The 14,425-nt window shown below is 61.7% G+C and carries 16 protein-coding genes; 7 read left to right on the top strand and 9 right to left on the bottom strand.

Going from position 1 to position 14,425, the window contains the following annotated elements; all coding sequences use genetic code 11:
* From AB8B20_RS00475 to AB8B20_RS00440, 8 genes are all read right to left on the bottom strand, one after another.
* Positions 1-1,422, bottom strand: a complete 1,422-nt coding sequence (locus AB8B20_RS00475; protein ID WP_439071277.1) for a purine-cytosine permease family protein — start codon at positions 1,420-1,422, stop codon at positions 1-3.
* 72 nt (positions 1,423-1,494) lie between these two features.
* Positions 1,495-2,454 carry a catechol 2,3-dioxygenase gene (locus tag AB8B20_RS00470; protein ID WP_068730601.1) on the bottom strand — a complete coding sequence of 320 codons (960 nt, stop codon included), beginning with the start codon at positions 2,452-2,454 and terminating at the stop codon, positions 1,495-1,497.
* Positions 2,455-2,606: 152 nt separating this feature from the next.
* Complete coding sequence (locus AB8B20_RS00465; RefSeq protein WP_439071276.1) at positions 2,607-3,455, bottom strand: ABC transporter substrate-binding protein; 849 nt, start codon at positions 3,453-3,455, stop codon at positions 2,607-2,609.
* A 17-nt stretch (positions 3,456-3,472) separates the two neighbouring features.
* Complete coding sequence (locus AB8B20_RS00460; protein ID WP_089267178.1) at positions 3,473-4,165, bottom strand: 4-carboxy-4-hydroxy-2-oxoadipate aldolase/oxaloacetate decarboxylase; 693 nt, start codon at positions 4,163-4,165, stop codon at positions 3,473-3,475.
* On the bottom strand, positions 4,162-4,884 hold the full coding sequence (locus tag AB8B20_RS00455; protein WP_439071275.1) for a PIG-L deacetylase family protein: 723 nt from the start codon (positions 4,882-4,884) through the stop codon (positions 4,162-4,164). The genes AB8B20_RS00460 and AB8B20_RS00455 overlap by 4 nt, the downstream gene beginning before the upstream one ends.
* A 28-nt stretch (positions 4,885-4,912) precedes the next feature.
* Positions 4,913-5,782, bottom strand: coding sequence for an amidohydrolase family protein (locus tag AB8B20_RS00450; RefSeq protein WP_439071273.1), 870 nt, complete (start codon positions 5,780-5,782; stop codon positions 4,913-4,915).
* On the bottom strand, positions 5,779-6,783 hold the full coding sequence (locus AB8B20_RS00445) for a Bug family tripartite tricarboxylate transporter substrate binding protein (protein WP_439071272.1): 1,005 nt from the start codon (positions 6,781-6,783) through the stop codon (positions 5,779-5,781). Before AB8B20_RS00445 ends, AB8B20_RS00450 begins: the two co-directional genes overlap by 4 nt.
* Before the next feature lie 182 nt (positions 6,784-6,965).
* The gene (locus AB8B20_RS00440; protein WP_439071270.1) at positions 6,966-7,862 is read right to left on the bottom strand and encodes a LysR family transcriptional regulator; all 897 of its coding nucleotides are present in this window, start codon (positions 7,860-7,862) and stop codon (positions 6,966-6,968) included.
* A gap of 305 nt (positions 7,863-8,167) precedes the next feature.
* On the opposite strand from AB8B20_RS00440, the gene AB8B20_RS00435 reads away from it, so the two are divergent.
* The 3 genes from AB8B20_RS00435 (at position 8,168) to AB8B20_RS00425 (ending at position 11,134) form a co-directional block, all read left to right on the top strand.
* Positions 8,168-9,928 (top strand): ATP-binding protein, encoded by a 1,761-nt coding sequence (locus AB8B20_RS00435; protein WP_439071269.1) that lies wholly within the window; start codon positions 8,168-8,170, stop codon positions 9,926-9,928.
* A 90-nt stretch (positions 9,929-10,018) separates the two neighbouring features.
* Entirely contained in the window at positions 10,019-10,597 is a 579-nt protein-coding gene (locus tag AB8B20_RS00430) for a peroxidase-related enzyme (RefSeq protein WP_089267324.1), read from the top strand.
* A gap of 27 nt (positions 10,598-10,624) precedes the next feature.
* Positions 10,625-11,134, top strand: a complete 510-nt coding sequence (locus AB8B20_RS00425; RefSeq protein ID WP_439071267.1) for an MgtC/SapB family protein — start codon at positions 10,625-10,627, stop codon at positions 11,132-11,134.
* On the opposite strand, the gene AB8B20_RS00420 is transcribed toward AB8B20_RS00425, so the two are convergent.
* Positions 11,095-11,721, bottom strand: coding sequence for a ParB-like protein (locus tag AB8B20_RS00420; protein ID WP_093758901.1), 627 nt, complete (start codon positions 11,719-11,721; stop codon positions 11,095-11,097). The two genes, AB8B20_RS00425 and AB8B20_RS00420, sit on opposite strands and share 40 nt — an antisense overlap.
* A 175-nt stretch (positions 11,722-11,896) precedes the next feature.
* On the opposite strand from AB8B20_RS00420, the gene AB8B20_RS00415 reads away from it, so the two are divergent.
* The 4 genes from AB8B20_RS00415 (at position 11,897) to AB8B20_RS00400 (ending at position 14,393) form a co-directional block, all read left to right on the top strand.
* A complete protein-coding gene (locus AB8B20_RS00415; RefSeq protein ID WP_068730592.1) occupies positions 11,897-12,244 on the top strand; it encodes a hypothetical protein in 348 nt (115 codons plus the stop codon).
* Positions 12,245-12,433: 189 nt separating this feature from the next.
* A complete protein-coding gene (locus AB8B20_RS00410; protein ID WP_002711294.1) occupies positions 12,434-12,715 on the top strand; it encodes an acyl carrier protein in 282 nt (93 codons plus the stop codon).
* 9 nt (positions 12,716-12,724) lie between these two features.
* Positions 12,725-13,198: a 3-hydroxyacyl-ACP dehydratase FabZ family protein gene (locus tag AB8B20_RS00405; RefSeq protein WP_093758902.1), complete on the top strand. Its 474-nt coding sequence runs from the start codon at positions 12,725-12,727 to the stop codon at positions 13,196-13,198.
* Positions 13,191-14,393: a beta-ketoacyl-ACP synthase gene (locus AB8B20_RS00400; protein WP_439071265.1), complete on the top strand. Its 1,203-nt coding sequence runs from the start codon at positions 13,191-13,193 to the stop codon at positions 14,391-14,393. The genes AB8B20_RS00405 and AB8B20_RS00400 overlap by 8 nt, the downstream gene beginning before the upstream one ends.
* Positions 14,394-14,425 lie beyond the last annotated feature (32 nt).

Genomic DNA, 14,425 nt, shown 5'->3' with positions numbered 1-14,425 from the left:
CTATTCGCCCGGTCCACCGACCGGGATGGCCATCGGCTCCGGCGCCAGACGCCTGCTGAGCGCCAGATAGACGCCGCCGCCTACAACGATGCCCGCCAGCCAGCTCAGATCCGCGCCGCCGAGAAGGTTGATCGAGATCGGCCCCTGCAACGCAGGCACCAGGCCATCCTGGAACAGCCAGGTGGCGATCAGTCCGGCGAAGAATGCGATCATGCCGCTCCAGTTGATATCGCCATAGATGCTGGTCTCCGGCGACTTGTAGAGTTCGGCGATGTCGATCTGGCTCTTCCGCCTGACGAAGAAGTCGGCCAACACCACCCCGGCATAGGGGCTCATCCACATCAGCAGGCTGATCAGCCAGTTATCGAACGCCTTGGCGAAAGACGGCGCGAAGATGAAATACACCGTCACCGCATAGCCCGCGATGCCAACGATCAGCGCCAGCGCCATGCGCGAGAAGCGGACGCCCATGCTGAGCGCCGCCAGTGCCGACGAATAGACGTTGAGGATGTTGGTGGCGATCGGCCCGTGCAGCACCAGCAGCAGCACGAGAATGCTGGCGATGCCACCGAACACGGCCGAGACCATCTTGGCCGGATCGGTATCGAGCGTCACCGACGCAATGGTGGCGCCGAGAATGGCCAGCCAGACCGACGGCACGAACATGCCGATATAGCTGTACCAGAACACGGCCTTCGACGAGGTCGAACGCGGCACGAAGCGCGAATAGTCCGACGCCCAGGTCACCCAGGAAATGCCCCAGCCAACGCCGACGGCAGTCATCAGCAGCGACAGCATCGCCAGATGCGGCCCCGGCGGCAGCGACGTCGTGTGATTCCAGTTGACGACGCCGGGCTGGCTCCAGGCCAGCACGCTCATCAGCACCATGATCACCACCGTGACCGGCACGGTGTATTTCTCGAAGGTGCGGATCGCATAGAAACCATAGGTGCCGATCACCACCTGCGTCACCATCACGATGGTGATGACCACGAGATTGGCAAACCAGCTATCGGCGATGCCGAACTGGCCGAGAATGGCCATCGAGATCTTGACCGGGAAATAGGTGTTCACGCCGATCCAGCCGAGCGTCATCAGGAACATCAACAGGCTCGGCAAATAGGCGCCGCGGCGCCCGAAGGCCGAGCGCGCGAGGACCATCTGGTTGACGCCGGTCTTGTGGCCCATGACCGTGAAGGCCGCGAAGATCGCGGAGCCGGCCGCATTGCCGATGACGATGACGGCGATGGTTTCCCACAGACCGAGCTTGAGAATGATACCAAGCGCGCCGAGCGCCCAGTTCACCGGTGCAATATTGGCGCCGGCCCAGATCCACATCTGCTGCGGCCCGGTGGAATCCCGGTCGGCATCGGGGATCGGTTCGATACTGTGGATGTCTGCCCGCAACTCAGAGTTAGTCATGCTCGCCCCCACGTCAGAAACAACCTGACGTCAACTAAGCAAGACGCGTACCAATCCCGGCAGAGCGGTTTGCTACTTGTGGGGCACCGGCGGCGTGCCGTGGGTGTGGAACGACTCGATGGTCTTGAGGCCCCAGGCCTGACCCTTCTTGCGCTCCTCCTCGGTCCAGACGATGGGCTTCCAGTCCGGCGCCAGGATCAGCCGCGCGCCAGCATTCGCGACTTCAACGCGGTTGCCGCCGGGCTCATAGACATAGAGGAAGAAGGTCTGCTGGATGGCATGTTTGTGCGGCCCGGTCTCGATGAAGACGCCATTTTCCAGAAAGATATCAGCCGCGCGCAGAATGTCTTCCCGGCTGTCGAGCGCGTAGGTGACGTGGTGGAAGCGCCCCTTGGTGCCGGAGTGATCGCGCGAATAGGCGAAGTCGTAGCTCTTGTTCGACATGGTCATCCACATCGCCGCTTCCGTGCCGTCATTGAGCACGATCTGCTCGGTCAGCCGGAGCCCCATATAGTGCTCGAAAAACTCGCGATTGGCCTTGATATCGACAGCAAGGCAGTTGAGGTGATCGAGCCGTCGCACATTGATGCCCCGCGCCGGATAGCGCTGCGCCTGATTTTTAAGCGCCGGCTTGAGTTCCGGCGGCGCCTCGTACCATTCGGTCTCGTAATAGAGTTCGACGATATGTCCGTCCGGGTCGCGGCAGCGGAATGCCGGCCCGTGGCCGAGGTCACCGTCGGTCCAGCCGATATCGTAGCCGGAGCCCTTCAGCGCCGCCACGCGGCGCTCCAGCGCCTGCGGGCTGCGGGCCCGCAGCGCCATATGCTCCATGCCCGACGTGTTCGACGCCGTCAGCTTCAGCGAATAGCGCTCATAGTCATCCCAGCCGCGCAGATAGACTGACTCGCCTTGCCGGCCCGACACGGTCATGCCCATCACGTCGACGAAGAATTTCAGGCTCTCGTCCGGCTTCGGCGTCAGCAGTTCGAGATGACCGAGATGGGCGAGATCGAAGATGGGTTCGGGAGTCATTGGTCGTTTCCTCCAGTATTCTAGTCGGGCTTACTCGATCCCCTCATGGTGAGGAGCGTGTCTTCGCGCGTCTCGAACCATGACGAATTGGGCGCTCATCCTTCGAGACGCGGTCGAAGACGACCGCTCCTCAGGATCAGGGCGACGGCGCGCTATCGCAACGCGCGCGTCACGTCGTCGAACAGCTCATCAACGCTGAACCTGCGCAGGATCAGCCCCTGCTGCGCAGAATAGTCTGTAATGAGAGCCAGCGAACGATTCATGGCATCCGCATCGAAAAACAGGCTCTTGCCGGCTGCCGCCGCCCTGCTCGCCTCCAGCATCCGCTGCACCTCGCGCACCACATCGGGGCGCGTATCGGACAATTGCTTGCTGACCACCACCATATGGTTGATCGGCACCACGCCATGCCTGGCCAGCCAGGCTTTCTCTGCAGCAGCCACGTCTGGGAACAACTGCGCCACCCGTGGATCGTCGCTCTTCTCCCCGAGCACGGCGTCCAGTGCACCTTCGAACAGCATCTGCATGATCGCCTTGCCGGCAGGTGCCTTGGTGGTGCTGTCGACATATTCCGCGACATGCGGATCCTCGAAGGTGATCCATTCGATCGCATCGAGATTGACGCCGTAGTCATTGGCGAGCATGCCGCGCAGCCATGCGCCGGTCGTCGTCGTAAACGAACGAATACCGACGCGTTTACCTTCCAGATCCTTCGGCCCGGAGATGCCTGCCGCCGGGTTCGTGACCGCGAAGCCAAACTGATGCCGCGCCATCATTACATCAGGCAGCAGCACCATCGGCTTGTCGAAGCTCTTCGCCATCAGATAGGTGACGATGGCCATTTCTGCGACATCGAAAGCGCCGTCGCGCACCATAGGCTTGAAGCCCTTGTTGGTGGGCGTGTAATCCGCAAAATCCAGTTGAACCAGATCGGATGTGATCGCGCCGGATTTAAGCGCAGCTGTATGCGGATGATCGCCGAGCAGAATACGGAGCCGCATCACAGCCTCCTTCTCGCTCAGGCCTGATCAGGATCGTCGACGTAAACCAGACCCGCTTTGGCGAGCGGCTCGCGCATATTGTACATGTCGAGACCGAGAATGCCGGACGCGAGCTTCTGCCGCTTGGCGTCTTCCTCTGCAAAACGCTTCTCGCCCTTCACCGCAACCTCAGCGGCATGTTTGCGCGGGATCACCACGACGCCGTCTTCATCGGCGACGATGACATCACCCGGCGTCACCTGCGCGCCGGCGCAGACCACCGGCACGTTCACCGCGCCGAGCGTCGCCTTGACCGTCCCCTTCGCCGAGATCGCGCGTGACCACACCGGAAAGCCCATCTCGCGCAACGTCTTGATATCGCGACATCCGGCATCGATGATCAGACCGACACCGCCGCGCGCCTTCAGCGACGTCGCGAGCAGATCGCCGAACATGCCGTCGGTGTTGTCCGTCGTGCAGGCCACCACCAGCATGTCGCCAGGTTTGCACTGCTCGATGGCCACATGCAGCATCCAGTTGTCACCGGGCTGTGCCAGCACCGTCACGGCGGTGCCGGCGGCCTCTGCGCCGGACCACACCGGCCGCATATAGGTCTTCATCAGGCCGAAGCGACCATAGGCTTCGTGCACCGTGGAGACACCGAGCGCGCCGAGCCGCTGCACGACGTCGGCATCCGCGCGTTGAATATTCCTGACGACGACGGGTTTCATGCCAGTGTCTCCATGGTCATCGGGAACAGGCGCTGATAGGCCTCGCCATAGGTCATGGCCGCGCCGGTGTTGCGGCCGCCCTGCATGCCGCGCTGCAAGGCCACGCGCTCGTAATAGGCCCAGAGGTGCTTTTGCGCCGCGAGAATTTCGAACGTCTTGCGCTTGATATCCCAGACCTCATCGATGTTGAGGATCACCTGCGGCTTGAAATTGCACATCTCCGGCTGATGCGGCTCGAACAGGAACACCGGCGGCGCGGAGTAGCTGTATTCCGCTTCAGGCTTGTGCCCCATCGCCTGCGCGATGATGCGGGCTTCCTGTGCGGCAGCGGTCGCTGCGGGATGATCGACATTGTAGGGATCTTCGAGCGAATGCGTCAGCACGAAGCTTGGATTGAGCTCCCGATAGATATCGATCAGCCGTTCTTTATGCGCTTCGGTCAGATGCAACGGATAATCGCCGGCATCGAAAAATTCGATCTCGGCGCCTAGCGACGCCGCCGCGCGCCCGGCTTCGTCTTTCCGGCCAGCCTTGACCTTGTCGAGCGTCATGCCCGCCTGCTTCCAGGCAAATTGCGACTCGCCGCGTTCGCCATATGCGAGACAGACGATCTTCACGCGATAGCCCTTCTTGGCATGCAGCGCGATGGCGCCGCCGGCGCGCCAGACGAAATCGCCGGGATGGGCTGAGACCACGAGGCCGGTCTTGGCTTTGGACATCGGATGTTCCTTCGGATTTTCGCATCGCTTAAGTGTCGAATTCAAATAATCGCGCGGGATTGTCGACGAGAATCTTCTGCTGAATCTCTGCGTCCGGCGCGAATAGCGGGATCAGATCGACGAGATCGCCGTCATTGGGCATCGCCTTGACGTTGGGATGCGGCCAGTCGGTACCCCAGATCACGCGATCCGGCGCGGTCTCGCAGATTATCTTCGCAAACGGCACGGCATCAGTGAAAGGCGGACCCATGGAGGTCACGCGCTCGCAACCGGAGACCTTCACCCAGCATTTCTCGTCGCGCTTCATCAGGTCGATCAGGGTGCGGAACGGCTGCTGCTCCAGGCCATCGGCGGCCTTGACGCGCCCCATATGATCGATGGTGTAGATCACCGGCAGCTTCGCCAGCAGGTCGGCATAATCAGGCAGATCGACCGCATCGAAATGCAGATCGACGTGCCAATTCATCGGCGCGATCATGTCGATGATGCGGTGAAACACTTTCATGTCCGGCGTGCCGCCAAGATGCCGCACGAAGTTGAAGCGGCAACCACGGAAGCCGCCTTCATGCAGTTCGCGCAGCCCCTTCTCCGTGATCGTGCCATCGATATTGGCCACCGCCCGGTAGCGGCCACCGCTCACCGCAATGGCGTCGAGCGCCACGCGGTTGTCAGTCCCATGCACGCTGGCATTGACGATGACGGCGCGGCCGATGCCGAGCTTCTTGTGCAGCGCCTGGAAGTCTTCCAGCGGCGCGTCCGGCGGAATGTAGGAACCGACATAGGGATATTTGTCGCCGGGCCCGAAGATATGCGTATGCGCGTCGCAAGCCAGCGGCGGCAGCTTGAACTTCGGCGTCATGGTGTGCGGATCGGGACCGGGAACGGTTGGTTTCGTCATTGTTTCGGAATTCCTGCCTTGTCGATCACGGCGGTCCACTTCGCGATATCGTCAACCAACCGGGCCTTCAGTTCGTCGGGCGAACTCGCTTTCGCCTCGATGCCGAGATCGAGCAGCTTCTGCTTCACATCGGGCATCGCCAATACTTCGCGCAGGCCCGCATTCAACCGCGCAATCGCTTCGGGCGGCGTACCTGACGGTGCGAACAGCGCATTCCATGACACCACGTCATAGCCCTTCACGCCCCCCTCGATCATCGTCGGTACATCTTTCAGGATCACCGAACGGGATTCGCCCGTGGTCCCGACGGGACGCATCTTGCCATCCTGCAGCGCGGATTTCATCCCGACATAATTGTCGATCATCACATCGATGTCTTCGCGCAACAGCCCGACAATGACTTCCGGCGTTCCGCGATAGGGCACGATCTGGAAGTTGATCCCGGCCGTGGATTTGAGCAATTCGGCCGACAGGTTCTGGGTGCTGCCGACGCTGATGGTGCCGACATTCAATTTGCCGGGATTGTCGCGCGCGAACTTGATGACGTCGGCCAGCGTCTTGTGTTGCGAATTCGTATTGGTGCCGACAATGAAATCGAAGAAGCCGATGCTGGAGATCGGCGCAAAGTTCTTTACGGGATCGAATGGCAGACTCTTGAACAGCGGTACGCTGACGGCGGTGCCGTTGCTGAGCAGCGCCAGCGTGTAGCCATCCGGCTGCGACGACAGCACTGCGCGCGCCGCAACGACGCCGCCCGCGCCCGGCATGTTTTCGATCACCAGACGCTGGCCGAGATTATCGCCGAGTTTTTCGGCCACGATGCGGATGGTGATATCGGCGACGCCACCGGCCGCGAACGGCACGATCACGCGAATGGGCTTGGCCGGATAGCCGGACTGGGCCTGCGCCACAGGTACCGCGTTCGTGAGGAATATCGCACCGAGCGCCAAATGCGCGGCGCTCAGCAGATGCTTGAGCCTGGTCGGGAAGCGGAGCGTCATGATGGATTGAAGACGCCTGATGCGTCCACCCTTGCCGTTTTTATGTCGGTACCCATGGCCGTCACGTCATCGCGACAAGGCTATGGACCGTTCTGCTCCCGCAGTAGCCAATTCCGATATATGAAACAAATGAGAAATCTGGGATAATCGTGCAGTTTCCTGCATATATCCTGCCGACCGGATTATCCCGCAGCCTTGAAGTATTTCCGCGTCAGATCGATCAGCGCCTGCGCCGGCTTGCTCACCGGCTGTCCACGCTTGACGATGATGCCGACCGTACGGCTGACGCTGGGATTCCGCAGCGGAAGGGCGATCAAGCCGGCAGTTCCCTGCGTCGCCACCGCGATGCTGGGCACCACGGCGATGCCGAGCTTCTCGAACACCATGCCCACCGCCGTCTGCAGATGCTGCACCTCGTAGCGCCAGTTCAGCTTATCGCGGCGATGGCCGAGCGCGTCGTCGATCAGGGCCCTATTGCCAGCCTGCGGACTGATACGGATCAGCGGCATATCCTCGAGATGCGACCAGGCCACGAACTTGCGTTGCGCAAAGGCATGATCCTTCGTGCACAACAAGACAAAACGTTCCTTGATCAGCGGGGTCACAGCCAGATCCCATATATTGGTCGCCGTGATCGTGATGCCGAACTCTGCCTGCCCGGACTGCACCAAAGTGGCAATCTCGCTGGCTGAATTGTCGTGGATCTTGATCGAAATCCCCGGATGCTCCGCATTGAACTGCTTCAGCACCCGCGGCAGGTGATAGGCGGCGATGGTCGGCAGGCAGCCGAGCGCGATGTGCTCCTGCCGCTTGCGGCCCCGTGCCCGCAGCAGATCGATGGAATCGGACAACTCCCCGATCATCCGCCGCGCGGTCGGCAGCAGTTCCAGCCCGGCCGGGGTCAGTGCCACCTGCCGCGTGGTGCGGGCCAGCAGCTGAAAGCCGAGATCCTCTTCCAATTTCTTGATCCGGTGGCTCAGTGCCGTCTGCGACAGATTGAGGTGCGTGGCCGCGCGCGAAAAGCTGCCCCGCTCCGCGATGCTCAGAAACGCCTGCAGGCCGGGGAAATCGATGCGCATGAGAGGTCCGTACACGGGCCGAAGGCCACCCCGTTGAGATAACGCAGCGATAACGAACCATGCAAGGTCACGACGCCGGCATATACCGACATCTCGGGCTGGTTAAAACCGCGTAAAGCCAGATCGGCAGCCTTGAACGGCAAGGTATCCAGTGCTGGAGTTTCGCACTCCAATGCGGAGCTAATTCCGCAATGCAAGTTTGACGAGCAGAGCCCACCGATAGCCCGCGGGCGCGCCTTAACAATTTGTGCAGTCCCTGACCGGCATAGTCGACCCAAACCGGGGCGCGAGACGCGAATTCATCAATGACCAATTTAAACGCAGCGGCGTCGTTCGGGCGCATTATCTCGGTACGAGGCTCGCTGGCCCGCGTCGGATTGCTCGCCGTGAGCCCGATGACACCCTCGGAGATGCGCGGCACCGTCGGCCGCTTCGTCAGCATCCGTTGCGCCTCCTCGACCATCATTGCCATGATCACGGAAGTGTCTGCCGAGAACATGCATGCATCGGACATGTATATCGCGAGTGCCTCGGTCGATCTGCTCGGCGAGATCATGGGGTACGGAGACAAGGCCAAATTCCAGCGCGGCGTCACCAACTATCCCACCATTGACGATATCGTCGATCTGATCAGCAATCACGATCTGCGCACGGTCTATGCGCCGTCCGGCTCAGAGCAGATCAACGTGGGCACACTGCAGCAGGACAAGTCGGTCGCCGCTTATGTCGACGTCGAGGAAATGCTGAGCAAGCACTTCGCGGTGCTCGGCTCCACGGGTGTCGGTAAATCCACCGGCGTGTCGCTGCTGCTCAATGAAATCCTAAAGTCACGCCCACATCTGCGCATCTTCCTGCTCGATGTGCATAACGAATATGGCCGCTGCTTCGGCGATAAGTCGCTGGTGCTGAACCCGCGCAATCTGAAACTGCCGTTCTGGCTGTTCAATTTCGAGGAGATCGTCGACGTGCTGTTCGCCGGTCGCCCCGGCGTGCCCGAAGAGCTCGAAATCCTCTCGGAAGTCATCCCGATCGCCAAGGGCGTCTACACGCAATACCAGAACGCCGACCGCATTGGCCTCAAGCGCATCGATCCCAAGACCATCGGCTACACCGTCGATACGCCGGTGCCTTATCGCCTGGTCGATTTGATCTCGCTGATCGACGAGCGCATGGGCAAGCTCGAGAACCGCTCGTCGCGCATCCAGTATCACAAGCTGATCTCGCGCATCGAAGCGGTGAAGAACGATCCGCGCTACGCCTTCATGTTCGACAACGCCAATGTCGGCGGCGACACCATGGCGGAAGTGATCAGCCATCTGTTCCGCCTGCCCGCCAACGGCAAGCCGATGACCATCATGCAGCTCGCCGGCTTCCCCGCGGAAGTCGTCGATAGCGTGGTATCGGTGCTGTGCCGGATGGCATTCGACTTCGGCCTGTGGAGTGACGGCGCCTCGCCGCTGCTGTTCGTCTGCGAGGAAGCGCATCGCTACGCCTCCGCCGACCGCAATATCGGCTTTGGCCCGACCCGCAAGGCAGTGTCGCGCATCGCCAAGGAAGGCCGCAAGTACGGCGTCTATCTCGGCCTTGTGACGCAGCGTCCGGCAGAACTCGACGCCACGATCATTTCCCAGTGCAACACACTGTTCGCCATGCGCCTCGCCAACGAGCGCGACCAGGCGCTGCTGCGCTCCGCGGTGTCGGATGCCGCTGCCAACCTGCTCTCCTTCGTGCCGTCACTCGGCACGCGCGAAGTCCTTGCCTTCGGTGAAGGCGTCGCATTGCCGACCCGCCTGCGTTTCAAGGAAGTGCCGCCGCATCAGCTGCCGCGCTCCGAAGCTACCATCGCGACGGTGCCGTCGGTAGCTGCGGGTCACGACATGCAGTTCGTCAGCGCGGTGCTGGAACGCTGGCGCGGCGCCACCTCGCATCGCGAGGTACCGAACGATCCCGGCTTCATCGAACGCCCGCTGGCGACGCCGAGCCGCAGCGTCGAAGCCCCGATGCTGCAACCCTCGCTCGGCCTCGATCCGGATCGCTTCTCGCTGCTCAAGAAGCCGCTACGTTAATCGCATCGGCATGCATTGCCGCAAGCGCTTTGCGGTGACGGCGTGATCGCCTATGGTCTCGTGAAACAGAAACGTTCACGGGAATGCCAGATGACCCAGCCGATTGCGCAACGCTTTCCGACACCCGCCCTCGATAAGCTGCCCGAGGACATCCGCACGCGCATTATGGGCGTGCAGGAAAAGTCCGGCTTCGTGCCGAACGTGTTCCTGTCGCTGGCCTATCGCCCCGACGAATTCCGCGCGTTCTTCGCCTATCACGACGCGCTGATGGAAAAGGACAGCGGGTTGACCAAGGCCGAGCGTGAGATGATCGTGGTCGCGACGTCAGCCGCCAACCAGTGCCATTATTGCGTCATCGCGCATGGTGCGATCCTGCGCATTCGCGCCAAGAACCCGACCATCGCCGACCAGATCGCCGTCAACTACCGCAAGGCCGACATCACGCCGAAGCAGCGTGCGATGCTGGATTTCGCCATGAAAGTGAGCCGGTCCGCCGAGACCATTGGCGAGCAGGATTTCGCCGAGGTCTCCGGCCACGGCTTCAGCGACGACGATATCTGGGACATCACCGCGATCTCGGCCTTCTTCGCGCTGTCGAACCGGATGGCCAATGTCACCAACATGAAGCCGAATGACGAATTCTATATGATGGGCCGGCTGCCAAAGTAACGGCACGGGGTTTAGAAGGATCTCGCATTGCTCGACTGGTCGGACATCATCCTACGTCTCGGCATCGCCGCCCTAGTTGGCGGAGCCATCGGCCTCAACCGCGATCTGCACGGCAAGCCCGTCGGCGTACGCACGCTGGGGCTCGTCAGCCTGGCCACCGCGATGATCGTGGTGCTGGCCGATCCGCTCGGCAAAGGCGGCTTCACGGATGCCGGCAGCCGGGTCATTCAGGGCATACTCACCGGCGTCGGCTTTCTCGGTGCCGGCGTGATCTTCCATGCCGAGCGCCATTTCCGCGTCCGCGGCCTGACCAGCGCCGCCTGCGTCTGGCTGACCGCCTGTGTCGGCATCATGTGCGGCGCCGGCCATTGGCGCATCGTCACCGTCTCGGTGGTGATCGCCTTCCTCGTGCTACTGCTTGGCGGAAGGATCGAACGCGCCCTGCATCGCGTGCTCGGCGGCAAAGGCGATCCCGCTGCGACCCCGATGGATGCGCCTCAGTCGTCGGACGCCGGTCCGCACCAGCCCGGCAAATAGATCGCATCCTTGCTTTTGGCGATCGCCAGCGCTTTCTCCAATGCCTTGGCGAAATCTGCGTCGATCTCCTTGGTGGAGAGCCGGCTGCGAAACAGGTCCGCCCACAGGAATTCGCTGAACGGCGTGGTGTCCTTGGCATAGCCGCCGGCGCGGCGAATTTCACCGGCAAGGCTGCGGAACGGATCGTCCTTCAGGCCCGTCACCGATTTCGGAATGTCCTTGAAGTGTCGTCGCTCGCCCTTGGCGTCATAGGGATAGGCCCAGCGGCGGTGATCGAGCACACCCCAGAAGGCTTTCATATCGACCATCGTGAGATCCGCGATCACGGTGACGAGCACATCCTTCACGCCTTCGTCATGCAGCGCACGTGCGAGATGATGGTGATCGACCACGTAATGGCGCTGATCCGGCCCCAGCACCACGGGGATCATGTGCTGGCCGAGCAGTTCGGCCTGTTTGCGCTTGGACTTATGCGCGCGCCAGCGTTTGCGCTTCTCCTTCACCTCGCGCATGCCCACCGTCATCTGCGTTGGCCGCAGCGACAGGATCGGGACCGGATGCAGCAACGGTTCGCGTGTGTTCGGCATATGGCCTCCCATATCTAATGTCTGTCCGGAACGAACTATGGCATGGCCGCTGCGCCGATGCGGATCAGTTCCACGTCATCTCTGACGATTGCCGCATCCGTGCCATGCGGACTTTATCTGCGCGAAGCGGCCGCCTCGTGGTACACTGCGACATTGCATGCGCAGACCCACGACGATGAAGACCCAGCAGCCGATTATCAGAGAGGATGACGAGCACCGCGTGCTTCGCTTCGTGCCGCGCACCTCCGACACGCTGCCACACCATCCCACCGCTCCCGCCGACCACCCCCGTCGTCGCCAAACCACCGGCGCCAGCGACCTGTCCCGCTATCAACAGGCACAGGACGACCCCGACGACTTCCGCCACCGGATGCTGGCCAATAGCGCAGCCTTCGGCTTCACGGTGATCCTGGTGGGTGTCGGGATCTGGCTCGCGGTCAGCATCGCGGATCTCCGCAAAACCCAGGATTGCGTGTTGATGGGCCGCCGCGACTGCGCCCATATTGTTGCGCCGCACGGCTGAGGCGCGCCAAACGCTCTTTCCACAGCCCACAGGGGCTGGTGAGCAGGCGCTCAACTGCATTGAACTGCCGCCCCCGCTCCGATATACGGGCAATCGACTCTATACGGCGGACCGGGACTGCCCCGGGGCGAAGCCCTGTCTTTGCGCGCGCCGATCGAACATTATCTTCAATATATCAAAGGCTTAGTAATGTCCTCCACATTCGATCAGGTCGCTACAATCATCGCCGAGACTTGCGACATTCCCCGCGACACGATCACACCGGAAAGCCACGCCATCGACGATCTGGGGATCGACAGCCTCGACTTCCTGGATATCGCTTTTGCGATCGACAAGGCGTTCGGGATCAAGCTGCCGCTCGAAAAATGGACCCAGGAGGTCAATGACGGCAAGGCGACCACCGAGCAGTATTTCGTCCTGAAGAACCTCAGCGCGCGCATCGACGAGTTGGTCGCGGCCAAGGGCGCGTAACGCCCCGCCATGAACCTCGAATATTTTCACCTGATCGACCGCATCACCGACCTCAATGTCGGCGAACGGACGATCACGGTCGAAGCCAACGTTCCCGAGACCAGCACCATCTTCGAGGGCCACTTCCCGGGCTACCCACTGATGCCCGGCGTGCTGCTGATCGAGTCGATGGCGCAGACTTCGGGCTGGCTGCTGATCGCGCTGATGAAGTTCGAGCGTATGCCCTTCCTCGCCGCGGTGAAGGAAGCCAAGATGCGTACCTTCATCACGCCCGGCACGAAGCTGGACATCAACGCCAGCGTGCTGCACGAAGGCGACGGCTTCTACATGACCACTGTCAAGATCAAGGTCGACGGCAAGCTGACCTGCAACGCGCAGCTCACCTTCAAGACCGTCCCGTTCCCCCATCCGGATCTGCGCGGACACATGGACATCGTGGCCGAGCGCATCGGATTTCCCCTACAGGCGATCACCAATGGCTGAAACCCGACCGATGACATCCGAGCCGGTGGAAGCGTGGATCACCGGCATTGGCCTCGCCACGTCATTGGGCGAAGGCCCTGACGCGCATTGGGATGCGTTGAACAACACGCGCATCAACGTCGATGAAACCGGCTTCGCTCCGAACATCGTCCACCCCCTCGCGCCGGTCTCATACGACGCGCAGATCCCCAAGAAGGGCGATCAGCGTCAGATGGAAGCCTGGCAGCGGATCGGCACCTATGCCGCCGGCCTCGCGCTGGATTCAGCTGGCGTCAAAGGCAACAAGGACATCCTGTCGAGGATGGACATGATCGTTGCCGCCGGTGGCGGTGAGCGCGACCTGGCTGTCGATTCCGGTATCCTGAATTCGGAGGGCTATGGCGCTGCGACACCGGGCCTGCTCAACGAAAAACTGCTCAACGACCTCAGGCCGACTCTGTTTCTGGCGCAGCTCTCCAACCTGCTCGCCGGCAATATCGCCATCGTGCACGGCGTCACCGGTTCGTCCCGCACCTTCATGGGCGAGGAAGCGGCTGGCGTGGACGCCGCGCGCATCGCACTGGCCCGCATCGCTGACGGCCAGAGCGACATCGCGCTGATCGGCGCCGCACATAATGGTGAGCGCAAGGACCTGCTGCTGCTGTACGAATTCGACGACTTCAACCTGAAGAACAAGTTCGAAACCGTCTGGGCGCGCGAGAAGAATTCCGGCTTTGCGCTCGGCTCTGCCGGCGCATTCCTCGTCATCGAATCCAGGGCGCATGCAGAAGCGCGCGGTGCCAAGCCTCTCGCACGTCTCAAGAGCGTGGTCGCCGATCATGCCCGTCGCAAGACTCCCGGCGAAGTCACCGCTTCGCTGCAGGGGTTGTGGTCGAAGCTCGGCGCGAAGAGCGACGCTGCGATCATCACCGGCGCGACCGGCGCGGAACCCGTGACATCGGAAGAGCGCGCCTTCCTGAAGGATCATGCGGATGTCGCCATCCGCGGCACCGGCACTCTCTTCGGTCATACGCTCGAAACCCAATTCCCGCTTGGCCTCGGCCTTGCGGCGTTGGCGATCTCGCGCGGCGCAATGTTTCCGCCGAACGATTCGACCGGCCTCGAGATTGAAAAGTCCGGCAAGCCCACCCAGATTGTGGTGATCGGCGCCGGCCACTGGCGCGGCGAAGGCATGGCGCTGGTTGAAGCCATCTAGAACCCATCTGGGCTCTAGATTTTTCTTATGTT

Origin of the sequence: Tardiphaga sp. 866_E4_N1_4, assembly GCF_052076075.1 — a bacterium.
GTDB classification, from domain to species: Bacteria; Pseudomonadota; Alphaproteobacteria; order Rhizobiales; family Xanthobacteraceae; genus Tardiphaga; species Tardiphaga robiniae.
Note: the sequence above shows the minus strand (reverse complement) of the source record. Positions and strands in the feature narration are given on the sequence as shown.